The organism is Pseudomonas sp. KUIN-1 (assembly GCF_009176725.1).
Lineage (GTDB): Bacteria > Pseudomonadota > Gammaproteobacteria > Pseudomonadales > Pseudomonadaceae > Aquipseudomonas > Aquipseudomonas fragariae.
In genome coordinates this window covers 4848752-4872525 of the sequence record NZ_AP020337.1, presented here as the reverse complement: position 1 = coordinate 4872525, position 23774 = coordinate 4848752, and the positions used below count along the sequence as shown (strand labels likewise).

At 58.4% G+C, this 23774-nt stretch carries 21 protein-coding genes, 2 tRNA genes and 1 pseudogene; 20 read left to right on the top strand and 4 right to left on the bottom strand.

The window, feature by feature from the left end; translation table 11 throughout:
* Positions 1 to 263: 263 nt before the first annotated feature.
* Positions 264 to 746: an SsrA-binding protein SmpB gene (gene smpB / locus KUIN1_RS21910; RefSeq protein ID WP_003400147.1), complete on the bottom strand. Its 483-nt coding sequence runs from the start codon at positions 744 to 746 to the stop codon at positions 264 to 266.
* A gap of 113 nt (positions 747 to 859) precedes the next feature.
* Here smpB and KUIN1_RS21905 point away from each other — a divergent pair, with 113 nt between their 5' ends.
* From KUIN1_RS21905 to KUIN1_RS21895, 3 genes and pseudogenes are all read left to right on the top strand, one after another.
* Complete coding sequence (locus KUIN1_RS21905) at positions 860 to 2263, top strand: sodium-dependent transporter (RefSeq protein ID WP_024639748.1); 1404 nt, start codon at positions 860 to 862, stop codon at positions 2261 to 2263.
* 7 nt (positions 2264 to 2270) lie between these two features.
* A pseudogene (locus KUIN1_RS21900) lies at positions 2271 to 2704 on the top strand (type II toxin-antitoxin system RatA family toxin).
* A complete protein-coding gene (locus KUIN1_RS21895; protein ID WP_103713608.1) occupies positions 2697 to 3011 on the top strand; it encodes an RnfH family protein in 315 nt (104 codons plus the stop codon). The pseudogene KUIN1_RS21900 and the gene KUIN1_RS21895 overlap by 8 nt, the downstream one beginning before the upstream one ends.
* Before the next feature lie 64 nt (positions 3012 to 3075).
* Here the strand turns inward: KUIN1_RS21895 and KUIN1_RS21890 are convergent, their stop codons facing one another.
* Entirely contained in the window at positions 3076 to 3597 is a 522-nt protein-coding gene (locus tag KUIN1_RS21890; RefSeq protein WP_003400155.1) for an outer membrane protein assembly factor BamE, read from the bottom strand.
* A gap of 98 nt (positions 3598 to 3695) precedes the next feature.
* Here KUIN1_RS21890 and fur point away from each other — a divergent pair, with 98 nt between their 5' ends.
* The gene (gene fur, locus KUIN1_RS21885; RefSeq protein WP_003400156.1) at positions 3696 to 4103 is read left to right on the top strand and encodes a ferric iron uptake transcriptional regulator; all 408 of its coding nucleotides are present in this window, start codon (positions 3696 to 3698) and stop codon (positions 4101 to 4103) included.
* A gap of 44 nt (positions 4104 to 4147) precedes the next feature.
* On the opposite strand, the gene recN is transcribed toward fur, so the two are convergent.
* Positions 4148 to 5821 carry a DNA repair protein RecN gene (gene recN, locus KUIN1_RS21880; RefSeq protein ID WP_003418848.1) on the bottom strand — a complete coding sequence of 558 codons (1674 nt, stop codon included), beginning with the start codon at positions 5819 to 5821 and terminating at the stop codon, positions 4148 to 4150.
* Positions 5822 to 6091: 270 nt separating this feature from the next.
* Here recN and grpE point away from each other — a divergent pair, with 270 nt between their 5' ends.
* From grpE to greA, 7 genes are all read left to right on the top strand, one after another.
* A complete protein-coding gene (gene grpE, locus KUIN1_RS21870) occupies positions 6092 to 6655 on the top strand; it encodes a nucleotide exchange factor GrpE (RefSeq protein WP_003313642.1) in 564 nt (187 codons plus the stop codon).
* 111 nt (positions 6656 to 6766) lie between these two features.
* A complete protein-coding gene (gene dnaK, locus KUIN1_RS21865) occupies positions 6767 to 8683 on the top strand; it encodes a molecular chaperone DnaK (protein WP_003400158.1) in 1917 nt (638 codons plus the stop codon).
* A 327-nt stretch (positions 8684 to 9010) separates the two neighbouring features.
* A complete protein-coding gene (dnaJ, locus tag KUIN1_RS21860) occupies positions 9011 to 10153 on the top strand; it encodes a molecular chaperone DnaJ (RefSeq protein ID WP_003395180.1) in 1143 nt (380 codons plus the stop codon).
* 21 nt (positions 10154 to 10174) lie between these two features.
* Positions 10175 to 10978, top strand: a complete 804-nt coding sequence (gene dapB / locus KUIN1_RS21855; protein ID WP_003400159.1) for a 4-hydroxy-tetrahydrodipicolinate reductase — start codon at positions 10175 to 10177, stop codon at positions 10976 to 10978.
* 216 nt (positions 10979 to 11194) lie between these two features.
* Positions 11195 to 12331, top strand: coding sequence for a glutamine-hydrolyzing carbamoyl-phosphate synthase small subunit (carA, locus tag KUIN1_RS21850; RefSeq protein ID WP_152092287.1), 1137 nt, complete (start codon positions 11195 to 11197; stop codon positions 12329 to 12331).
* Between the two features lie 136 nt (positions 12332 to 12467).
* Positions 12468 to 15689 carry a carbamoyl-phosphate synthase large subunit gene (gene carB / locus KUIN1_RS21845; protein ID WP_152092286.1) on the top strand — a complete coding sequence of 1074 codons (3222 nt, stop codon included), beginning with the start codon at positions 12468 to 12470 and terminating at the stop codon, positions 15687 to 15689.
* Positions 15686 to 16162, top strand: a complete 477-nt coding sequence (gene greA / locus KUIN1_RS21840) for a transcription elongation factor GreA (RefSeq protein WP_003400161.1) — start codon at positions 15686 to 15688, stop codon at positions 16160 to 16162. Before carB ends, greA begins: the two co-directional genes overlap by 4 nt.
* Positions 16163 to 16241: 79 nt before the next feature.
* On the opposite strand, the gene KUIN1_RS21835 is transcribed toward greA, so the two are convergent.
* Positions 16242 to 16553, bottom strand: a complete 312-nt coding sequence (locus tag KUIN1_RS21835; protein ID WP_003340569.1) for a YhbY family RNA-binding protein — start codon at positions 16551 to 16553, stop codon at positions 16242 to 16244.
* Positions 16554 to 16656: 103 nt separating this feature from the next.
* Here KUIN1_RS21835 and rlmE point away from each other — a divergent pair, with 103 nt between their 5' ends.
* The 9 genes from rlmE (at position 16657) to rimP (ending at position 23725) form a co-directional block, all read left to right on the top strand.
* Entirely contained in the window at positions 16657 to 17307 is a 651-nt protein-coding gene (rlmE, locus tag KUIN1_RS21830; protein ID WP_003313635.1) for a 23S rRNA (uridine(2552)-2'-O)-methyltransferase RlmE, read from the top strand.
* A 193-nt stretch (positions 17308 to 17500) separates the two neighbouring features.
* Positions 17501 to 19405: an ATP-dependent zinc metalloprotease FtsH gene (ftsH, locus tag KUIN1_RS21825; RefSeq protein WP_003313633.1), complete on the top strand. Its 1905-nt coding sequence runs from the start codon at positions 17501 to 17503 to the stop codon at positions 19403 to 19405.
* Between the two features lie 8 nt (positions 19406 to 19413).
* On the top strand, positions 19414 to 20265 hold the full coding sequence (folP, locus tag KUIN1_RS21820; protein WP_024639746.1) for a dihydropteroate synthase: 852 nt from the start codon (positions 19414 to 19416) through the stop codon (positions 20263 to 20265).
* Between the two features lie 16 nt (positions 20266 to 20281).
* Positions 20282 to 21625, top strand: a complete 1344-nt coding sequence (gene glmM, locus KUIN1_RS21815; protein ID WP_011268883.1) for a phosphoglucosamine mutase — start codon at positions 20282 to 20284, stop codon at positions 21623 to 21625.
* Positions 21626 to 21691: 66 nt separating this feature from the next.
* Entirely contained in the window at positions 21692 to 22447 is a 756-nt protein-coding gene (gene tpiA / locus KUIN1_RS21810) for a triose-phosphate isomerase (RefSeq protein ID WP_011268882.1), read from the top strand.
* Positions 22448 to 22451: 4 nt separating this feature from the next.
* On the top strand, positions 22452 to 22832 hold the full coding sequence (gene secG / locus KUIN1_RS21805; RefSeq protein WP_003313628.1) for a preprotein translocase subunit SecG: 381 nt from the start codon (positions 22452 to 22454) through the stop codon (positions 22830 to 22832).
* 46 nt (positions 22833 to 22878) lie between these two features.
* Positions 22879 to 22964, top strand: a tRNA-Leu gene (locus KUIN1_RS21800).
* Between the two features lie 95 nt (positions 22965 to 23059).
* Positions 23060 to 23136 (top strand) — tRNA-Met (locus KUIN1_RS21795).
* A gap of 130 nt (positions 23137 to 23266) precedes the next feature.
* Positions 23267 to 23725 carry a ribosome maturation factor RimP gene (gene rimP / locus KUIN1_RS21790; RefSeq protein ID WP_002555126.1) on the top strand — a complete coding sequence of 153 codons (459 nt, stop codon included), beginning with the start codon at positions 23267 to 23269 and terminating at the stop codon, positions 23723 to 23725.
* Positions 23726 to 23774: the final 49 nt, after the last annotated feature.

The window sequence follows — 23774 nt, the reverse complement described above, 5'->3', positions numbered from 1 at the left end:
AGGCCGTCGCCCGAGGGGGTTGAAAGCCCGTTAACAGTTGGGCCTAAAGGATTGACTGTGGTGTAACGCAGGCGTTCTATTTTATTTTCGCAATACTGCGAAATAGCCACATTGCGCATTCAAGCACCAAAATGAGGCGATCTTCGCTTGGAGGTATCGAAAAGGTTGAAGCGGGGGAGTGGGGCGGGGTGTGGGGGTAAAGGGGTAGATATGAAGTGCCAAATATCCGGGTCAGGACATCTGGCACACGCCGGCGCCAGAAGCTAGTCGTCCTTGCCCTTGGAGCGCACGGCACGCTGCAGCTCACGGTCCGAATCGCGTTCGCGTTCGGTGTGACGCTTGTCGTATTCCTTCTTGCCTTTACCCAGCGCAATTTCGCACTTGACCAGGTGCTCCTTCCAGTAAACGGAAAGGGCGACGCAGGCATAGCCTTTCTGCTGAACCGAGCTGGTGAGCTTTTCGAGCTCGCGCTTGTTCAGCAGCAGTTTGCGGGTGCGTGTCGGGTCAGCGATGACGTGTGTGCTGGCAGTCTTGAGAGGCGTGATGTGGCAACCCATCAGCCAGGCCTCGCCATCCTTGAGCAGCACATAACTGTCGACCAGCTGTACCTTGGTGGCACGCAGGCTTTTTACTTCCCAGCCAGACAGGACCAGACCGGCCTCGAACTTGTGTTCGATGAAGTAATCGTGACGCGCTTTCTTATTCTGCGCGATGGTCCCTGTAGGGTGTTTCTTGAGCTTAGCCATAGGGGGCGCATTATAGGCAGTTGCATCAATGTCGGCTACGGGAAAGCGCGTGCTTGAGCACAAAGGTTGAATCCCGGACAATGCGCGATCTTTTTTGGCTGGGCGTTTCGATAATGTCGACGGACAAGGTTTCGGTCCACGGTAGCTGGGCAAGCCGCTGGGTGTTCATCCTGGCTGCCACCGGCTCTGCTGTGGGGCTGGGCAGTATCTGGAAATTTCCGTACATGGTCGGTGCCTACGGCGGCGGTGCATTTGTACTGGTTTTTCTGGCGTGCATCGCGCTGATCGGTATTCCGGTCATGATCGCCGAGACGCTGATTGGTCGTCGTTCCCGGCTCAGTCCTGCGAATGCGCTCAAGACGCTGGCGCAGGAAGCGGGGCATTCGCCGCGCTGGTCCTGGGGTGCGTTTGCCGGGATGATCACGGCGCTGCTGATTCTCTCCTTTTATAGTGTGGTGGGCGGTTGGTCGCTGGATTACATCATCGACATGGGGCGCGGCGACTTTCAGGGTGTGTCGCCGGATCAGGTCGGTGCGTATTTCGGTGCGGTGATTGCCGACCCATGGCGTCTGATTCTGTGGCACACCATTTTCATGCTGCTGTCGGCGGTGGTGATCGGCAAGGGTGTCGAGGCGGGGCTGGAGAAAAGCCTGCGTATCATGATGCCGATGCTGTTCCTGCTGATGCTGGCGCTGTTGGGCTACAGCCTGACCACCGGGCATTTCATGGAAGGCGTGCATTTCATGTTCGACTTCAATCCCGAGAAGGTGCTGGATGGCTTGCTGCCCGCGATGGGCCATGCGTTCTTTTCCCTGAGCGTCGGTGTGGGCTCGATCATGGTCTACGGCGCGTACATGACCAAAGGCGCGTCGATCAGCAGCACGGTTGTCGGCATCGCGTTGCTCGATACCTTCGTTTCGCTGTTGGCTGGCCTTGCGCTGTTCCCCATCGTGTTCGCAGCAGGCCTTAACCCCAGCGAGGGGCCGGGCCTGATGTTCGTCACGTTGCCGTATGCATTCGGCAACGTCGCGTTCGGCCAGTTGATGGGCATCGTGTTCTTCGTATTGGTGGCCGTTGCAGCCTGGAGTTCGGCGATTTCGTTACTTGAGCCGATGGTCGCCTATCTGGTCGAGCGCACCCGTATTCGTCGCGCCTGGGTGACGTTCTGGCTGGCCTTTACCTGCTGGTTTGTCGGGCTGGGCACGGTGTTCTCGTTCAATATCTGGCAAAAAGCCAAGTTTTTCGTGAACGATGGAGGCGCATTCCACCTCTATCAATGGGGCGCATCGACTGGCCTGGACTTCTTCGGAGTCATTGATTTCTTCACTTCGCGGATCATGTTGCCGCTGGGTGGGTTGTGTTTTGTAGTATTCGCTGGTTGGGTGATGAGCCGTGAGACGGTGCGCGACGAATTGTCGATTCGCAGTCCGCTGCTCTTCAACCTGACGTACTTTTTGATGCGCTACGTGGCGCCGCTCGGCATTCTTGTGGTGTTTGCCGCTCAGCTCTGGAAATGACGCTCACATGACTACGCATATACAACGCTCTGCTTTACTGCCGTACCCGGCCGGGTTTCTTTATGACCTGGTCAATGATGTGGCTCGTTATCCCGAGTTCCTGCCGTGGTGCTCGTCCGCTACCGTGGTTGAAGCCAGTGAGGCGCAGATGCGCGCTAGCCTGGAGATCGCCAAGGGGGGCTGAGCCAGAAGTTCATGACGCGCAACACCCTGGTTCCCGGCGAGTCGATCGTGATGGACCTGGTCGAAGGGCCGTTCGAACAGTTCCACGGTGTCTGGACATTCAAGCCGCTGGGCGATAAAGCCTGCAAGATCAGTCTGGATCTGTCCTTCGATTATGCCGGCACCATCGTTCGCGCCACGCTGGGGCCGCTGTTCAATCAGGCAGCCAACACGCTGGTGGATGCGTTCTGCCAGCGAGCGAAAGAGCTGCATGGCTGACGCATCGATTCAGATAGAGGTGGTCTACGCCTCTGTACAGCGCCAGGTATTGAAGACAGTCGATGTACCGACCGGTTCTTCGGTGCGTCAGGCGCTGGCACTCAGCGGCATGGACAAGGAGTTTCCCGAACTGGATCTTGGCCAGTGTGCCGTGGGTATCTTCGGCAAGGTGGTGACTGATCCTGCTGCGCGGGTGCTGGAGGCGGGTGAGCGGATAGAGATTTATCGTCCGCTGGTGGCCGACCCCATGGAGATCAGGCGTCTGCGTGCCGCCAGGGCGCGTGAGAAAAGAGGGCTTCCCGGCTGAACGCAGGCTGAATGGAAAGCACAAAAAAGCCCGGCATGCCGGGCTTTTTGTTGGACGCTTTGGACTACCGGGAGTTGGTGTCCAGCGGTTCCTGAGTCGGGACCGGTACGGTCTCGACGCTGTCCACGTCTTTCTGGATTTTATCCAGCAACGAACCTGGCTTGGCCGGCTCTTCAGGCTGCTGCACTGGCTGGTTCTCTGCCGGGACAGTGGTGTTGCTGTCCTTGCCGAGAATGGCTTCATCGCGGCTGACGCCGGGCATGAAGTCACCAGACAGGCTCACGAGCTGGTCATTACCGTTGAATATGAGGCTGACACGCTCCTGCTGGCGTTCACCGCCACCTGGCTGCAGGCTGTACAGGTAATCCCACCGATCGGAGTGGAAAGTGTCGGTCAGCAGGGGGTTGCCCATGATAAACCGTACTTGCCGCCGGGTCATTCCGGGGCGTAACTGGTCTATCATGTCCTGCGTGACGACATTACCCTGCTGGATGTCGATTTTGTAAACCCCGGGGAATGAACAACCGGCGAGTGCGAGCAGTCCCACGAAGGTGAAACTGGTTAGCAAGAGCTTGGTGTTTTGCATCGGTGGGCGACTTCCACTATCTTGGCTGGGACAACGTAAACTCCGATCATACCTGCATTAAGAGAAGCTGCGAAGCAGCGTCTGCGAGAAAGCTGACCATGGTTGAAAATAGCGAACTACGTAAAGTAGGACTCAAGGTAACCCTACCGCGGGTCAAAATACTGCAAATGCTCGATTCTGCAGAGCAACGCCACATGAGTGCCGAGGATGTCTACAAGGCTCTCATGGAGGCCAGCGAGGACGTCGGTCTGGCCACGGTTTACCGTGTTCTGACTCAGTTCGAGTCCGCTGGGCTGGTGGTGCGCCACAATTTCGACGGCGGTCATGCTGTGTTCGAGCTGGCTGATGGCGGCCACCACGACCACATGGTCAATGTGGAATCGGGTGAGGTGATCGAATTCTTCGACGAAGAAATCGAGAAGCTTCAAAAAGCCATTGTCGAGAGACACGGCTTTGACCTGGTGGACCACAATCTGGTGCTTTACGTCCGCAACAAGAAGGCGTAATCAGCAACAGGGGCGACCGCGGTCGCCTTTGTGCGTTCTATAGCTCAGCTTTTCGCCGTAACGACCATCTTTTTGGCGTGCGCCAGAGATTCCTTGGTCAGATCGATGCCGCCCAGCATTCGGGCGACTTCCTCTATACGTTCAGTCTTGCTGAGCCTGGACACCGCTGTGCGCGTTGCATCGTTGTCGCGCACCTTGTGCACGAACAGGTGCTGATGGCCCTGCGCCGCGACCTGCGGCAGGTGAGTGACGGTCATGACCTGACCGCGCTCGCCCAGGCGACGCAGCAGTTGCCCTACGATCTCGGCGGTCGGTCCGCCAATCCCCACATCCACTTCATCGAATACCAGCGTCGGCACCCGCGAAGTTTGTGCGGTGATGACCTGGATCGCCAGGCTGATGCGCGACAGCTCACCCCCCGACGCGACTTTTGCCAGCGCTTTCAGTGGTTGGCCGGGGTTGGCGCTGACCAGTAGCTCCACCTGCTCCAGGCCGTGAGGCGAGGGTTCTACGCTGGCGTTGGCTTTGAGGTCGATCTGGAAACGGCCGCCGGGCATGCCCAGACGATGAATTTCCTGTTCCACAGCGCTGGCCAGTTTCGTCGCCGAATTGTGGCGCAGGTCGCTCAGCTCACGGGCTTTATCCTGATAGTGCCGGGCGAATGCCTGCACTTCATGCTCCAGGCGTTCGATGGATTCGTCGTTGGCATTCAGCGTTTCTATTTCATCCAGCAGCTTTTGTTGCAGTGTCGCCACTTCGCCCGGCTGGATGCGGTGCTTGCGCGCCAGTGTGTAAATGGCATCGAGGCGTTCTTCGAGCTGTTGCAGCCTGGCTGGGTCGGCATCGAAGTGATCCAGAAAGCGGTTCAGTTCTCCTACCGCTTCTTCTACCTGGATCTGTGCGCTGGACAGCAGGCCTGTGGCTTCGCTCAGGGCGGACGGGGAATGGTCGACGCTGCCAAGACGATGCAGGCTGGCGGTCAGGGCATTGAGCACGTTGCCGGAATCGCTTTCGCTGCACTGTTCGACCACTTGTCGGCAAATGCTCAGCAGGCTTTCGGCGTTGGTCAGGTCCTTGTGTTCCTGTTCGAGCTGTTCAAGCTCGTTTTCGCCCAGGCTCAGGCTTTCCAGCTCTTCGAGCTGATAGCTCAGCAACTGATGCCGTGCGCGTTGCTCGTCACCCGAGTTGGAAAGACGCTCGAGCTCCTGCCGCGTCTGCCGCCAGCGCTGTGCGGCGAGATGGACCTGACGGGCCAGATCGGTTGCGCCCGCGTATTCGTCGAGCAGGCGCCGATGGGTATCGGTCTTGAGCAGCGACTGGTGCTCATGCTGGCTGTGAATATCGATGAGCAGTTCGCCCAGCGCCTTCAGGTCGCCCTGAGGGCAGGGCGAGCCATTGATATAGGAGCGTGACCGACCTTCGGCAGTGATGACCCGGCGCAGGATGCAGGGGCCGTCGTTGTCCAGGTCGCGCTCTTTGAGCCAGGTCTGTGCCTCGGGAATGTCGCCCAGGTCGAACGTGGCCAGGATGTCGGCCTTGTCGGCGCCCGGCCTGACCACGCCGCTGTCGGCACGGTCGCCCAGGGTCAGGCCCAGGGCGTCGAGCATGATCGACTTGCCAGCGCCGGTTTCGCCGGTGATGACGCTCATGCCTCGATCCAGTTCAAGATCAAGGTGTTCGACAATGGCGTAGTTGTGTACGGAAAGGTGCACCAGCATTGAGCGGCTCCCGGGCTGTTTGTCTGGTTATTTATACAGTGTTTTATTTGTGGCTGACAATGCCCTTGCTTAGCTCGATTTCATCGGTCTGCAGTGGTTTTTAGTCTCTCTTGAGTCGTTTCGCCATTTTTTGTCGGGCTGGAATCCGGATTATTTGTCAGGGAATGCGTATCTCGATCGCACGAAACCCTTGAAGCCGGAAAATCCGATCCCATATAGGTGGGCAGAAGCGCGAATCGGGATCGCGGACGTTTTTAGAGGAGAACATGTATGGCTGACGAACAGAATCTGGATGCGCAGGCTCAGGATCAGGCTGCCGAGGCGGGCGCGGGTGACGAACTGACAACCCGCGTGCAGGTGCTCGAAGAGCAACTGGCTGCTGCGCAGGACCAATCCCTTCGCGTGGCTGCGGATCTGCAGAATGTCCGCCGCCGTGCCGAACAGGATGTTGAAAAGGCGCACAAGTTTGCGCTGGAGAAATTTGCCGGTGATCTGTTGCCGATCATCGACAGTCTGGAGCGAGGCCTTGATCTGTCCAGTCCGGACGATGAAAGCATTCGCCCGATGCGTGAAGGCATCGAGCTGACCTTGAAGATGTTCCAGGACACCCTCAAGCGTTATCAGCTGGAAGCCATCGATCCGCACGGTCAACCGTTCAGTGCCGACCAGCACCAGGCGATGGCCATGCAGGAAAGTGCCGACGTTGAGCCCAACACGGTGCTCAAGGTATTTCAGAAGGGTTATCAGCTTAATGGTCGCCTGTTGCGCCCGGCCATGGTCGTGGTCAGCAAGGCACCATCGCCTGCAACGCCGTCAATCAACGAGCAGGCTTGAAATCAGCTGTAAGGCCCCCATTTAAAGGTCAAGCGTTTAAGAGCTACCGCACGGTGTAAACGCACTGGCGGCAACCAAATCCAAGTTTTGCAAGTTTCGGGAGAGTCAAAGATGGGCAGAATTATCGGTATCGACCTGGGGACTACCAACTCCTGCGTCTCCATTCTGGAAAACGGTAACGTCAAGGTTATCGAGAACGCCGAAGGTACTCGTACTACACCTTCGATCATTGCTTACGCAAATGATGGCGAGATTCTGGTCGGCCAGTCCGCGAAGCGTCAGGCGGTCACCAACCCGCACAACACGCTGTACGCGGTTAAGCGTCTGATCGGTCGCAAGTTCGAAGAGGATGTCGTTCAGAAAGACATCCAGATGGTCCCTTACAAGATCGTCAAGGCTGACAACGGTGATGCCTGGGTTGAAGTGAATGGCCAGAAAATGGCGCCTCCTCAGATTTCCGCTGAAATCCTGAAGAAAATGAAAAAGACTGCCGAAGACTATCTCGGTGAAGCGGTTACCGAAGCGGTCATCACCGTTCCGGCCTACTTCAACGACAGCCAGCGTCAGGCTACCAAGGACGCTGGCCGTATTGCCGGTCTGGACGTCAAACGCATCATCAACGAACCTACCGCAGCCGCGCTGGCTTACGGGATGGACAAGGCCAAGGGCGACCACACTGTCATCGTGTATGACCTGGGTGGCGGTACCTTCGACGTCTCGGTCATCGAGATCGCTGAAGTCGATGGCGAGCACCAGTTCGAAGTGTTGGCCACCAACGGCGACACGTTCCTGGGTGGTGAAGACTTCGACATTCGTCTGATCGACTACTTCGTCGACGAATTCAAGAAAGAAAGCGGCATGAACCTCAAGGGTGATCCGCTGGCCATGCAGCGTCTGAAAGAAGCTGCCGAAAAAGCCAAGATCGAGCTGTCTTCCAGCACCCAGACCGAAGTCAACCTGCCGTACATCACTGCAGACGCAACCGGTCCGAAGCACCTGGTAGTGAAGATTTCCCGCTCCAAACTGGAATCGCTGGTTGAAGACCTGGTTCAGCGCACCATCGCTCCTTGCGAAATGGCGCTGAAAGATGCTGGCATCGACAGGAGCAAGATCAACGACGTGATTCTGGTCGGTGGTCAGACACGTATGCCGCTGGTTCAGAAGCTGGTGACCGAGTTCTTCGGCAAAGAAGCACGCAAAGACGTCAACCCTGACGAAGCCGTTGCCATGGGTGCTGCCATTCAGGGCGCAGTCTTGGCGGGTGATGTCAAAGACGTTCTGCTGCTGGACGTCAGCCCGCTGACTCTGGGTATCGAAACCATGGGCGGCGTGATGACTGCGCTGATCGAGAAAAACACCACGATTCCTACCAAGAAATCCCAGGTGTTCTCGACTGCCGATGACAACCAGAACGCGGTAACCATTCACGTCCTGCAGGGTGAGCGTAAGCAAGCCGCTCAGAACAAGTCTCTGGGCAAGTTCGACCTGGCCGAGATTCCACCTGCTCCACGTGGCGTGCCACAGATCGAAGTGACCTTCGACATCGACGCAAACGGTATTCTGCACGTTGGCGCGAAAGACAAGGCCACCGGCAAGCAGCAGTCCATCGTGATCAAGGCCAACTCCGGTCTGTCCGAGGAAGAAATTCAGCAGATGGTTCGCGATGCTGAAGTCAACTCCGAAGAAGATCGCAAGTTCGAAGAGCTGGCCTCTGCCCGTAACCAGGGTGATGCGCTGGTCCACTCGACTCGCAAGATGATCGCTGACGCGGGTGACAAGGTCACTGCTGAAGAGAAGACTGCGGTAGAAGCTGCGCTGGTTGCTCTGGAAGCCGCTATCAAGGGCGACGACAAGGCTGCCATTGAAGCCAAGGTCGAAGAGCTGTCGAAGGTTTCCGCGCCAATCGCTCAGAAGATGTATGCCGAGCAGGCTGAAAACCCGGACGCTGCGGCCAAGCCAGCTGAAGAAACTGCCAAGGCTGACGATGTTGTCGACGCCGAGTTTGAAGAAGTAAAAGACCACAAGTAAGCGCAGGCTCACTTGAAAGCCGGTTGACCTCTTTCGAGCGCTGACTGGTAGGATGTCGCCGCGCGGGAGCTTGCTCCCGCGTTGGCGTGTCTGGAACAGGCAAAAATTTCGGCGTGTGGAGTTGCTCCGCACGCCACGTGGCAAGATCGCGACGCTCCTGCGTGGCGAATCATTCTGCCGCTTTCTCGGCCGGATGCATCTGGCTGCTGAACGAAGACCAGGATCGTTGAATCGACGTGAGTTGGGTCCGGGCCTGTATGGGGCTCAACGAGTTTGGTGCGGCTCAGGAGAGCCTTCGCCGAACGTCCTCAAGAGTGCGGAAGAATTATGGCAAAGCGTGATTATTACGAAGTGTTGGGAGTGGAGCGAGGCTCCAGCGAGGCGGACCTGAAGAAGGCTTATCGCCGTCTGGCGATGAAGCATCACCCTGACCGCAACCCTGATGACAAAGCATCGGAAGAGCTGTTCAAAGAGGCCAACGAAGCCTACGAAGTGCTTTCCGACGCCAGCAAACGCGCGGCCTACGATCAGTATGGCCATGCCGGTGTCGACCCGAGCATGGGTGGCGGCGGTGGTTTTGGTGGCGGTGCCGGTGGCGCCAACTTCTCCGATATCTTCGGCGATGTGTTCAGCGACTTCTTTGGCGGCGGCCGTGCCGGTGGCGGCGGTGGTCGTGGCGGCGCTCAGCGTGGCAGCGACCTGCGCTATACGCTGGAGCTGAATCTGGAAGAGGCGGTTCGCGGTACTAACGTGAATATCCGCGTTCCGACGCTGGTCAACTGCAAACCATGCGACGGCAGCGGCGCCAAGAAAGGTTCTTCGCCGGTCACATGCCCTACGTGCGGCGGCATTGGTCAGGTGCGCATGCAGCAGGGGTTCTTCTCTGTGCAGCAAACCTGTCCGCGCTGCCACGGCCACGGCAAGATCATCTCTGACCCGTGCGATTCCTGCCACGGCGAAGGCCGCGTCGAAGAGTCCAAGACGCTTTCCGTCAAAGTGCCGCCAGGTGTCGATACCGGTGACCGCATTCGTCTGTCTGGCGAAGGCGAGGCGGGTACCCAGGGTGGCCCGACCGGCGACCTGTATGTCGTGATCAATGTGCGCGAGCACGCGATCTTCCAGCGGGACGGCAAGCACCTGTTCTGCGAAGTGCCTATCAGCTTTACCGATGCAGCGCTGGGCGGCGAGCTTGAGGTGCCGACGCTCGACGGTCGCGTCAAACTGAAAATCCCCGAAGGTACCCAGACCGGCAAGCAGTTCCGCTTGCGTGGCAAGGGCGTCGCTCCAGTGCGTGGCGGTGGTGCCGGTGACTTGATGTGCCGTGTTGCCGTCGAAACCCCGGTCAACCTGAGCAAGCGTCAGCGCGAGCTGCTTGAAGAGTTCCGCACCTCGCTTGAAAACGACGAGTCCCACTCTCCGAAAGCCAGTGGCTGGTTTGAGGGTGTGAAGCGTTTCTTCGGCGATCTGTAAGGCTATCAACGGGAGCAGGGCATGCGACGTATTGCTGTAGTAGGCGCCGCCGGGCGTATGGGCAAGACCTTGATCGAGGCGGTTCAGCAGGCGCCAGGCGCCGGGTTGACCGCCGCTATCGATCGTCCTGACAGCACGCTGGTGGGCGCTGATGCGGGCGAACTGGCTGCGCTGGGTCGTATCGGTGTGCCGCTGTCGGGCGATCTGGCAAAGGTAGCGGACGAGTTCGACGTCCTGATCGACTTTACCCACCCGTCGGTGACGCTGAAAAATCTGGCGTTCTGTCGCAAGGCAGGCAAGGCGATGATTATTGGCACCACTGGTTTCAGCGCGGAAGAAAAGCAGCGTCTGGAAGAGGCGGGCAAAGACATTCCCATCGTCTTTGCTGCCAATTTCAGTGTCGGCGTGAATCTGTGTCTGAAGCTGCTCGACACCGCTGCGCGCGTTCTGGGTGATGAGGTCGATATCGAAATCACCGAAGCGCACCACCGGCACAAGGTTGATGCGCCGTCCGGCACCGCCTTGCGCATGGGTGAAGTGGTTGCCAATGCGCTGGGTCGCGATCTGGAAAAAGTCGCGGTCTACGGCCGTGAAGGTCAGACCGGTGCGCGTGATCGTCAGACCATCGGGTTTGCGACCCTTCGTGCCGGTGACATAGTGGGTGATCACACCGTGCTGTTCGCCGCGGACGGTGAGCGGGTCGAGATCACGCACAAGGCGTCCAGTCGCATGACCTTCGCCAAGGGTGCTGTGCGGGCTGCAATGTGGCTCGACGGCAAGGCACCAGGGCTTTACGACATGCAGGATGTGTTGGGTCTGCATTGATTTCATACAGGGCCATTCGTGGCCCTGTCGCATTTCCCCGCATTTCAGGCTCATTGGTGGTAGACCAAAATGGGCCTTTTCTGTAAGCTACAGCTTTAGTGTGTCCACTAAAAGCGCGCAGATGATTCCATAAGAAAGCGGGGTGACGTAACTACGTCATTCCGCTTTTTTGCAGCCTGCGATCGCCCTTTCAGGTTTTATTTACGGGAGGTCTTCTTGACTAAGCCAGCCATACTCGCCCTTGCTGATGGCAGCATTTTTCGCGGCGAAGCCATTGGAGCCGACGGTCAGACCGTTGGTGAGGTGGTGTTCAACACCGCAATGACAGGCTATCAGGAAATTCTTACCGATCCTTCCTACGCCCAGCAGATCGTTACCCTGACTTACCCGCATATCGGCAACACCGGCACCACCCCTGAAGACGCAGAGTCGGATCGCGTCTGGTCCGCCGGCCTGGTCATTCGCGACCTGCCTCTGGTCGCCAGCAACTGGCGTAACAAGCTGTCCCTCGGTGATTACCTGAAAGCCAACAACGTCGTTGCCATCGCTGGCATCGATACGCGTCGCCTGACCCGCATCCTGCGTGAGAAAGGCGCCCAGAACGGCTGCATCCTGGCCGGCGATAACATCACCGAAGAGGCAGCCATCGCCGCTGCCCGCGGCTTCCCGGGCCTCAAGGGCATGGACCTGGCCAAGGAAGTCTGCACCAAGGACACCTACGAGTGGCGCTCCAGCGTCTGGGATCTGAAAACCGACAGCCATCCTGAAATCTCCGCCTCCGAGCTGCCTTATCACGTGGTCGCCTACGATTATGGCGTCAAGGTCAACATCCTGCGCATGCTGGTCGAGCGCGGTTGTCGCGTAACCGTGGTGCCGGCGCAAACGCCTGCCAGTGAAGTGCTCGCCTACAAGCCGGACGGCGTTTTCCTGTCCAACGGCCCAGGTGACCCGGAGCCGTGCGATTACGCCATCAAGGCGATCAGGGAAGTGCTGGAAACCGACATTCCAGTGTTCGGCATCTGCCTCGGTCACCAGTTGCTGGCTCTGGCCGCGGGTGCCAAGACGGTGAAGATGGGCCACGGCCACCACGGTGCCAACCACCCGGTCCAGGATCTGGACACCGGTGTGGTCATGATCACCAGCCAGAACCACGGTTTTGCGGTGGATGAGGCAACCCTGCCGAGCAACGTTCGCGCCATTCACAAGTCGCTGTTCGACGGCACCCTGCAGGGTATCGAACTGACCGACAAGAGCGCATTCAGCTTCCAGGGTCACCCTGAAGCGAGTCCGGGCCCGAACGACGTCGCGCCTTTGTTCGATCGCTTTATCGAAGCCATGGCCAAGCGCCGCTGACCGGTTGCCTTGAGACTGTAATACGCAGGTGCCCAGGGCGGCCCCGGACTCAGTGTCCGGTCGCTGCCGCCCAGGCCACCTCAGACAAATGTTCAAGACGGCTTGCCGACTGACCTGCGGATTTGAGTGACAACCCATGCCAAAACGTACAGATATTAAAAGCATCCTGATTCTCGGCGCCGGCCCCATCGTGATCGGCCAGGCCTGTGAATTCGACTACTCCGGCGCCCAGGCCTGCAAGGCTCTGCGTGAGGAGGGTTACCGCGTCATCCTGGTGAACTCCAACCCGGCCACCATCATGACCGACCCGGCCATGGCCGACGCCACCTACATCGAGCCGATCAAGTGGCAGACCGTTGCCAAGATCATCGAAAAAGAACGTCCGGACGCACTGCTGCCAACCATGGGCGGCCAGACCGCTCTGAACTGCGCACTGGATCTTGAGCGCGAAGGCGTTCTGGAGAAGTTCGGTGTCGAAATGATCGGCGCCAACGCTGACACCATTGACAAGGCAGAAGACCGTTCGCGCTTCGACAAGGCGATGAAGTCCATCGGCCTGGCGTGCCCGCGCTCCGGCATCGCGCACAGCATGGAAGAAGCCAACGCGGTTCTTGAAAAGCTCGGCTTCCCTTGCATCATCCGTCCGTCGTTCACCATGGGTGGCACCGGCGGCGGTATCGCTTACAACCGTGAAGAGTTCGAAGAAATCTGCGCCCGTGGTCTGGACCTGTCGCCGACCAAGGAACTGCTGATCGACGAATCGCTGATCGGCTGGAAAGAGTACGAAATGGAAGTTGTCCGCGACAAAAAGGACAACTGCATCATCGTCTGCTCGATCGAAAACTTCGACCCGATGGGTGTGCACACCGGTGACTCGATCACCGTGGCGCCGGCACAGACCCTGACCGACAAGGAATACCAGATCCTGCGTAATGCCTCGCTGGCAGTGCTGCGCGAGATCGGCGTTGAAACCGGTGGCTCCAACGTCCAGTTCGGCATCTGCCCGAACACCGGCCGCATGGTCGTCATCGAGATGAACCCGCGTGTATCGCGCTCCTCGGCACTGGCCTCCAAGGCGACCGGCTTCCCGATCGCCCGCGTTGCCGCCAAGCTGGCAGTGGGCTACACCCTCGACGAGCTGTCGAACGAAATCACTGGCGGCAAGACCCCGGCGTCGTTCGAACCGTCGATCGACTACGTCGTCACCAAGCTGCCGCGCTTTGCCTTCGAGAAATTCGCCAAGGCCGATGCGCGTCTGACCACTCAGATGAAGTCGGTCGGTGAAGTCATGGCCATCGGCCGTACCTTCCAGGAATCCCTGCAGAAAGCCCTGCGCGGCCTGGAAGTCGGTGTGTGCGGTCTTGATCCGAAGCTGGACCTGAGTCATCCGGAAAGCATGAGCACGCTCAAGCGCGAGCTGACCGTGCCGGGCGCCGAGCGTATCTGGTACGTCGCCGATGCCTTCCGCGCCGGCATGACGGTCGAAGAAATCTTCGCCATGAACATGATCGACCCATGGTTCCTGGTGCAGATCGAAGACCTGATCAAGGACGAAGAGAAGATCAAGACTCTGGGGCTGTCGGCGATCGACCGCGAAGTCATGTTCCGTCTCAAGCGCAAGGGCTTCTCCGACGCGCGTCTGGCCAAGCTGCTGGGCGTTACCGAGAAGAACCTGCGCACGCACCGTCACAAGCTCGAAGTGTTCCCGGTCTACAAGCGCGTCGACACCTGCGCAGCCGAGTTCGCAACCGACACCGCGTACCTGTACTCGACCTACGAGGAAGAGTGCGAAGCCAACCCTTCGACTCGTGACAAGATCATGATCCTGGGTGGTGGGCCGAACCGCATCGGCCAGGGTATCGAGTTCGATTACTGCTGCGTACACGCCGCGCTGGCACTGCGTGAAGACGGTTACGAGACCATCATGGTCAACTGCAACCCGGAAACCGTGTCCACTGACTACGACACCTCGGACCGTCTGTACTTCGAGCCTGTCACCTTGGAGGACGTGCTGGAAATCGTCCGTGTCGAGAAGCCGAAAGGTGTGATCGTCCAGTACGGTGGCCAGACGCCTCTGAAACTGGCGCGTGCTCTTGAAGCCGCCGGCGTACCGATCATCGGCACCAGCCCTGATGCCATCGACCGTGCCGAAGACCGCGAGCGCTTCCAGCACATGGTCGAGCGTCTGAACCTGCGTCAGCCGCCAAACGCCACTGTGCGCAGCGAAGACGAAGCGATTCGTGCCGCAGCGAAGATCGGTTATCCACTGGTGGTGCGTCCGTCCTATGTACTGGGTGGCCGTGCGATGGAAATCGTTTACCAGGAAGACGAGCTCAAGCGTTACCTGCGCGAAGCGGTTCAGGTGTCCAACGACAGCCCGGTGCTGCTGGACCACTTCCTGAACTGCGCAATCGAGATGGACGTCGATGCGGTCTGCGACGGTACTGACGTGGTGATCGGTGCGATCATGCAGCACATCGAGCAGGCGGGCGTTCACTCCGGTGACTCCGCGTGCTCGCTGCCGCCGTACTCGCTGCCGGCTCACATCCAGGACGAAATGCGCGAGCAGGTCAAGAAGATGGCACTGGAGCTGGGCGTTGTCGGCCTGATGAACGTGCAGCTGGCGCTTCAGGGCGAAGACATCTACGTCATTGAAGTCAACCCGCGTGCATCGCGTACCGTGCCGTTCGTTTCCAAGTGCATCGGTGTTTCCCTGGCAATGATCGCTGCCCGCGTGATGGCAGGCAAAACCCTGAAAGAGCTGAATTTCACCAAGGAAATCATTCCGAACTTCTACAGCGTGAAAGAGGCAGTGTTCCCGTTTGCCAAATTCCCTGGTGTTGACCCGATCCTCGGCCCGGAAATGAAATCGACCGGTGAAGTGATGGGTGTGGGTGATACCTTCGGCGAAGCGTTTGCCAAGGCCCAGATGGGCGCAAGCGAAGTGCTGCCGACTGGCGGTACCGCGTTCATCAGCGTACGTGACGATGACAAGCCCCTGGTTGAAGCGGTCGCTCGTGACCTCATCAATCTCGGCTTCGAGATCGTCGCCACCGCAGGCACTGCCAAGCTGATCGAAGCGGCGGGCCTGAAAGTGCGTCGCGTCAACAAGGTGACCGAAGGCCGTCCGCATGTGGTCGACATGATCAAGAATGACGAAGTCACTCTGATCATCAACACCACCGAAGGTCGCCAGTCGATTGCGGATTCCTACTCCATCCGTCGCAACGCCCTGCAGCACAAGATTTACTGCACCACTACCATTGCAGCAGGCGAAGCGATCTGTGAAGCGCTCAAGTTCGGTCCGGAGAAGACTGTACGTCGCTTGCAGGATCTCCATGCAGGATTGAAGGCATGATCAAATACCCAATGACCGTCCAGGGCGCTCGCGCCCTGGAAGAAGAACTGACCCACCTGACCAAGGTGGTCCGTCCCAAGTTGAGCCAGGACATCGGTACTGCGCGCGAACTGGGCGACCTCAAGGAAAACGCCGAATACCATGCTGCCCGCGAGCAGCAGGGGATGGTCGAGGCGCGTATTCGTGATATCGAAGGCCGCATGCAGAACGCTGTGATCATCGACGTCACGACGATTCCGCACACCGGCAAGGTGATTTTCGGCACGACAGTCGAAATCGCCAACGTCGAGACTGACGAAAGTGTGGTCTATCAGATCGTGGGTGAGGACGAAGCGGATATCAAGAAAGGCAAGATTTCAGTGGGTTCGCCCATTGCCCGTGCCTTGATTGCCAAGGAAGAGGGTGACGTCGTCGTGGTGAAAACGCCCAGCGGCGTTATCGAGTACGAAATCATCGAAGTGCGTCATATCTGATGCTGGCGCCCGTTTTTACGGGCGCTTTCGGCGGCAAAAAAGAGTCAGGGCGCGCTTTTGGCGGCCCTGACTTCTGTTTTTATCCGTGCGCGCGGTGGACGTTGGACAGTTGCTTGTTTACCTTTGGGTTCTTGCGATAGATCAACGCCATTTTGCCGATGACCTGAACCAGGTCGGCAGAACCGGCCTTGCACAATTCTGCGATGGCGCCGAGACGGCTTTCGCGGTCGAGGATGTTGAGCTTGATCTTGATCAGCTCATGATCGCTCAGTGCGCGTTCAAGCTCTGCAAGTACACCTTCAGTCAAACCATTGTCAGCCACGATCAATACCGGTTTCAGATGGTGGCCAATGGATTTGTATTGTTTCTTCTGCTCTGGAGTGAGCGGCATAATCTGACCTCTGCGTCTGATCTTTTAAAAGCGGCGGCCAGTTTACCCGAGCGAGTCCGGGACCGCCCAGTTAATCACGACTCGTTTATTTTTGAGGTGCCCCGTGGCCCGTTCCAAGACAAGCCATAACTGGCTCAAAGAACACTTCGACGACAAGTACGTCAAAATGGCGCAGAAGGACGGCTACCGTTCGCGCGCCAGTTACAAGCTGCTCGAGATCCAGGAAAAGGACAAACTCATCCGTCCGGGCATGACCGTGATCGACCTCGGCGCAGCGCCGGGAGGCTGGTCACAAGTGACCAGTCGTCTGATCGGCGGTCAAGGTCGTCTGATCGCTTCCGACATCCTTGAAATGGACAGCATCCCCGACGTGACCTTCATTCAGGGGGATTTTACCGAGGATGCGATTCTTGAGCAGATCCTCGAGGCAGTCGGTAATACGCAGGTAGACCTTGTGATTTCCGATATGGCCCCCAATATGAGTGGATTGAGCGCTGTAGATATGCCGCGTGCAATGTTTCTCTGCGAATTGGCGCTCGATCTTGCCGGTCGGGTACTGCGTCCCGGTGGCGATTTTCTGATCAAGGTCTTCCAGGGTGAAGGCTTCGATGTCTACCACAAGGACATTCGCAAGCTGTTCGACAAGGTGCAGATGCGCAAACCGTCGTCGTCCCGCGACAGGTCACGCGAGCAATACCTGCTGGCTCGCGGCTTTCGCGGAATTGATGGCGCGGCCAGCATCGAACGTTTTTGACAAGGCGCGATAGCTTTTTTCAAATGGCGTTACCGATGCAGCATGACTGAACATTATGTTGTCAAAGTTTCACAAAGGGTTACAGACGGTGTCTGCCGCATCTGTAGGTTCTGTAGTAAGTTAGGCCGGTGAATATCATGCGAGGCACGCTTGCTGCGTGGAGCTTGCTTCAGAGGGTAGCTAATTGAACGATATGGCAAAGAATTTGATCCTGTGGTTGATCATCGCGGCTGTCCTTGTGACGGTGATGAACAACTTCTCCAGCCCGAACGAGCCGCAGAACCTCAACTATTCCGAGTTCATCCAGCAGGTCAAGGATGGCAAGGTCGAGAAGGTTTCTGTAGACGGCTACGTCATTACGGGCAAGCGCAGCGATGGCGACACCTTCAAGACCATCCGCCCGAACATCCCGGACAATGGCCTGATCGGTGATCTGGTCAGCAATAACGTCGTGATCGAAGGCAAGCAGCCTGAGCAGCAGAGCATCTGGACCCAGTTGCTGGTGGCCAGCTTCCCGATACTGGTGATCATCGCGGTGTTCATGTTCTTCATGCGCCAGATGCAGGGCGGGGCGGGCGGCAAGGGCGGCCCGATGAGCTTCGGCAAGAGCAAGGCGCGTCTGTTGTCAGAAGATCAGGTCAAGACGACCCTGGCTGACGTTGCCGGTTGCGACGAAGCCAAGGAAGAAGTGGGCGAGCTGGTCGAATTCCTCCGCGATCCGGGCAAGTTCCAGCGCCTGGGCGGTCGGATTCCGCGCGGCGTGCTGATGGTCGGCCCTCCGGGTACCGGTAAAACGCTGATCGCCAAGGCCATTGCCGGCGAAGCCAAGGTTCCGTTCTTCACGATCTCCGGTTCCGACTTCGTCGAGATGTTCGTGGGTGTTGGTGCGAGCCGCGTTCGCGACATGTTCGAGCAAGCCAAGAAACACGCGCCATGCATCATCTTCATTGACGAAATCGACGCGGTCGGTCGCCATCGTGGCGCCGGCATGGGCGGTGGTCATGACGAGCGTGAGCAGACTCTCAACCAGTTGCTGGTCGAGATGGACGGTTTTGAAATGAATGACGGCATCATTGTCATTGCCGCAACCAACCGCCCTGACGTACTGGACCCGGCGCTGCTGCGTCCAGGTCGTTTCGACCGCCAGGTGGTTGTAGGTCTGCCAGACATTCGTGGCCGCGAGCAGATCCTCAAGGTTCACATGCGCAAGGTGCCAATGGGCGAAGACGTCAACCCGGGCGTTATCGCTCGCGGTACGCCGGGCTTCTCCGGTGCGGACCTGGCTAACCTGGTCAACGAAGCGTCGCTGTTCGCTGCTCGCTCCGGCAAGCGCGTTGTAGAGATGAAAGAGTTCGAACTGGCCAAGGACAAGATCATGATGGGCGCCGAGCGCAAATCGATGGTCATGTCCGACAAGGAAAAGCGCAACACGGCTTACCACGAGGCGGGTCACGCTATCGTCGGTCGTCTGGTGCCAGAGCATGATCCGGTCTACAAGGTCTCCATCATCCCGCGCGGTCGTGCGCTGGGTGTGACGATGTTCCTGCCGGAAGAAGACCGTTACAGCCTGTCCAAGCGTGCGTTGATCAGCCAGATCTGCTCGCTGTACGGTGGTCGTATTGCGGAAGAAATGACCCTGGGCTTCGATGGCGTCACAACCGGTGCCTCCAATGACATCATGCGTGCCAGCCAGATCGCCCGGAACATGGTCACCAAGTGGGGTCTGTCTGAAAAGCTCGGCCCGCTGATGTACTCGGAAGATGAAGATGCAGGTTACCTGGGGCGCGGCGGTAGCCAGAACTCCAGTGTTTCCGGCGATACTGCCAAGCTTATCGACTCCGAAGTGCGCAGCATCATCGATCACTGCTACGGCACCGCCAAGCAGTTGTTGACGGACAATCGCGACAAGCTGGAAGCGATGGCTGACGCGCTGATGAAGTATGAAACCATTGATGCCGACCAGATCGACGACATCATGACCGGTCGTACTCCGCGCGAGCCGCGTGACTGGGGTGGTGGTTCGGGTACCAACGGTACTCCGATCACGCCTGACCCTCGTCCGGAAACTCCGATTGGCGGTCCTGCTGCCGAGCACTAAGGTCTGACATGACATCTGCGCTGTATCCAACCCGGTTGCCTTGCGGCAACCGGGTTCTTGATTTGGCCCATACGCACGTGATGGGCATCCTCAACGCAACCCCAGACTCATTTTCCGACGGCGGCCGCTACAGCCAGCTCGATGCTGCGCTGCGTCATGCCGAGGCAATGGTGCAGGCAGGCGCGACGCTTATCGATATCGGTGGTGAGTCAACGCGGCCGGGTGCGCGTCCAGTCTCTGCATCGGAAGAGGTCGAACGTGTGGCCCCGCTTGTCGAGGTCATCGCGCGCGAGCTGGATGTGATCATCTCGGTGGATACCTCCACGCCTGAGGTCATGCTGGCGACGGCTGGGCTGGGTGCCGGGCTCATCAACGACGTTCGCTCGCTGCAGCGCCCAGGCGCGCTTGAGGCGGCCGCAAGCACCGGTTTGCCGGTCTGTCTCATGCATATGCTGGGCGAGCCCGGAACCATGCAGAATGACCCGCACTACGATGACCTGGTGGGCGAGGTCTGTGCCTTCCTGGCTGAGCGCATGAAGCAGTGCGTCGCTGCAGGCATCGGTCAGCAGCAGATCATTCTTGATCCGGGCTTTGGCTTTGCCAAGACACTGGAGCACAATCTGAGCCTGTTCAAGCATATGGAAGCGCTGCATGCGCTCGGCCGGCCTTTGCTGGTGGGTGTTTCGCGCAAGAGCATGATCGGTGCTGTGCTGGGGCGTCCCGTCGACCAGCGTCTGTCCGGCGGGCTCGCCCTGGCGGTTCTGGCGATGGCCAAAGGGGCAAGAATTCTACGTGTGCATGATGTCGCCGAAACGGCTGACGTGGTGCGCATGATCGCAGCTGTCGAAGCAGCTGAATAACAACAGTGGGGCATCCATGACTAGCAGAAAATATTTCGGAACCGACGGCATTCGCGGTCGTGTAGGGCAATTCCCGATCACTCCCGAGTTCATGCTGAAACTGGGTTGGGCCGCCGGCATGGCGTTTCGCAAGATGGGCGCCTGCCGGATTCTCGTCGGCAAGGACACGCGCATCTCCGGCTACATGTTCGAGTCCGCCCTGGAGGCCGGCCTTTCTGCTGCGGGTGCCGACGTTCTCTTGCTGGGCCCGATGCCGACACCGGCCATCGCCTACCTGACACGTACCTTCCATGCCGAGGCAGGCATCGTCATCAGCGCCTCGCATAACCCGCACTACGACAACGGCATCAAGTTCTTCTCCGGTCAGGGCACCAAGCTCCCTGACGAGATCGAGATGATGATCGAAGAGCTGCTCGATGCGCCGATGACCGTTGCCGAGTCCGAGAACCTCGGCAAGGTCTCGCGGATCAACGATGCGGCCGGGCGTTACATCGAATTCTGCAAAAGCAGCGTGCCTACCAGCACCGACTTCGCCGGCCTCAAGGTCGTCATCGACTGCGCCCACGGTGCGACCTACAAGGTGGCGCCCAACGTATTTCGTGAGCTGGGCGCGCAGGTCGTGGTGCTTTCCGCGCAACCTGACGGGCTCAACATCAACAAGGACTGCGGCTCCACGCACATGGAAGCCCTGCAGGCGGCCGTGCTTGCCGAGCATGCGGATATGGGCATCGGTTTCGACGGTGACGGCGACCGCGTGTTGATGGTCGATCACACCGGGACCATCGTCGATGGCGACGAATTGCTCTACATCATCGCCCGCGACCTGCATGAGCGGGGTCGCTTGCAGGGCGGCGTCGTCGGCACATTGATGAGTAACCTGGGGCTTGAACTGGCCCTGGCCGAGCAGGGCATTCCCTTTGTTCGGGCCAATGTCGGTGACCGTTATGTGATCGCCGAACTGCTCGAGCGCAACTGGCAGATTGGCGGTGAAAACTCCGGTCATATAGTCTGTTTCCAGCACGCTACCACCGGTGACGCGATTATCGCCTCATTGCAGGTGATACTGGCCCTGCGTCGCAGTGGTGTAAGCCTGGCCGAAGCGCGTCTGAAATTGCGCAAGTGCCCGCAAATCCTGATCAACGTCCGCTTCGCCGGGTCGGGTGTTGACCCGGTTTCGCATCCGTCGGTCAAGGAAGCCTGCGCCCGTGTCACCGAGCAGATGGCCGGGCGTGGCAGGGTGCTGCTGCGCAAATCGGGTACCGAGCCGTTGGTGCGCGTCATGGTCGAAGGCGAGGACGAAACGCAGGTCAGGGCGTACGCCGAAGAACTCGCAAAACTGGTTACTGAAGTTTGCGCCTGATTTCGGCTTGCCAGTGTCGGAACTGTTGGGTAACATCTGCGCCCACTTTGACCCACGAGGTGTAGCATGCGTCGCCCAATGGTAGCTGGTAACTGGAAAATGCACGGTACCCGCGCCAGCGTCGCTGAGCTGATCGAGGGTTTGTGCAAGCAGTCGTTGCCAGGCAGCGTCGATATCGCCGTGATGCCTGCCAGTCTGTTTACCTGTCAGGTGGTCGATGGGCTCAAGGCCACGTCGATCATCGTCGGTGCGCAGGACGCAGCCATTCAGGCTGAGCAGGGCGCGCTGACGGGTGAAGTTGCATCTAGCCAGCTGGCTGATGCAGGTTGCAAGCTGGTACTTGTCGGGCACTCCGAGCGTCGTCAGTTGATTGGCGAACAGGATGATGTTCTGAACAAAAAGTTTGCGGCAATCCAGGCGAAAGGTCTGACACCTGTGCTTTGCGTAGGTGAAACCCTGGAAGAGCGCAAGGCGGGGCAAACGCTTGAAGTGGTAGGGCGTCAGCTGGACAGTGTTATCGCCGAGTTTGGCGTCAATGCACTGGTCAACGCCGTCATTGCCTACGAGCCGGTCTGGGCCATTGGCACCGGATTGACTGCTTCGCCTCAGGAAGCGCAGGAAGTGCACGCAGCCATCCGTGCGCAACTGGCAAAAGAGAATGCCGAAGTCGCACAAGGCGTGCGACTTCTCTATGGCGGCAGCGTGAAGGCGGCCAATGCGGTCGAGCTCTTCAGCATGCCGGATATCGATGGGGGGCTCATTGGTGGAGCTTCCCTGAATGCAGATGAGTTCGGTGCGATCTGTCGCGCCGCGGGAAACTGAAAAAATGCTGGAAACAGTCGTAATCGTTTTTCACCTGTTGGGCGCTCTGGGCGTTGTCGCTCTGGTATTGCTGCAGCAGGGTAAAGGTGCCGACGCAGGCGCGTCGTTCGGAGCAGGTGCATCAAATACTGTCTTCGGAGGTCAAGGAACCTCTACCTTTCTCAGTAAGTTTACTGCTATACTTGCGGCATGTTTTTTCATAACCAGCTTGGGGTTAGGTTACTTTGCTAAAGAGAAAGCTCAACAGCTGACTCAGGTAGGTTTGCCAGACCCGGCAGTACTGGAAGTGAAGCAAAAGCCGGCAGCAGATGATGTACCGGTTCTCGAAGGGCAAAAGCCAGCCGCTGTTCCAGCTGACGTACCTCAAGCCCCAGAGAAGAAGTAATACAGAATTCGGCGATGTTCGTGAGGTCGCCAAAAAGAGTTGTAATGCCGAGGTGGTGGAATTGGTAGACACGCAACCTTGAGGTGGTTGTGCCCATAGGGTGTAGGGGTTCGAGTCCCCTTCTCGGTACCAATTAACAGGAGAGCCCGCACTAGCGGGCTTTCTTGTAGGTGGATGTTGGATTGACCCAGCAATGGATCGGTCGTATACTTCCGCCCCAGCTTTGTCGCGGGGTGGAGCAGTTTGGTAGCTCGTCGGGCTCATAACCCGAAGGTCGTTGGTTCAAATCCAGCCCCCGCAACCAGTTTTAGCGGAGCCCCTTTTAAGGGGCTTTTTGTTAGCTGGACAGTACATGACGTCGATGTTCAGCGGCGTTTTCAGGGATGGGCTTTTGCCCATTTTTTTATTTCTAAAGCATGCACGAGGGGGTTCAGGTGTCGAGCAAGCTAGAACAGTTGCAGGACTTGTTGGCCCCAGTGGTCGTGGCCCTTGGCTACCAATGCTGGGGAATCGATTTCAGTTCCCAGGGCAAGCATTCGGTGCTGCGCATTTATATCGACAAGGAAGGGGGCGTTCTGGTCGACGACTGTGCAATCGTCAGTCGCCAGATCAGCGGTGTGTTGGACGTAGAAGATCCAATCAGCACCGAGTACACCCTTGAAGTATCTTCTCCTGGCATGGAGCGCCCGCTGTTCACTATTGAGCAGTTTGCTTCGTACGCCGGGGAACAAGTGAAAATAAAGCTGCGTTCACCTTTCGAAGGTCGACGCAACTTTCAAGGCCTTCTCCGCGGGGTGGAGGAGCAGGATGTCGTGGTGCAGGTTGAAGACCATGAGTTCCTGTTGCCGATCGACATGATCGACAAGGCCAACATTATTCCCACGTTTGACTGAGACGTGCCGGTTACTGCGGATCCCGCGGATCCAATGGCTTGCGAAAGGC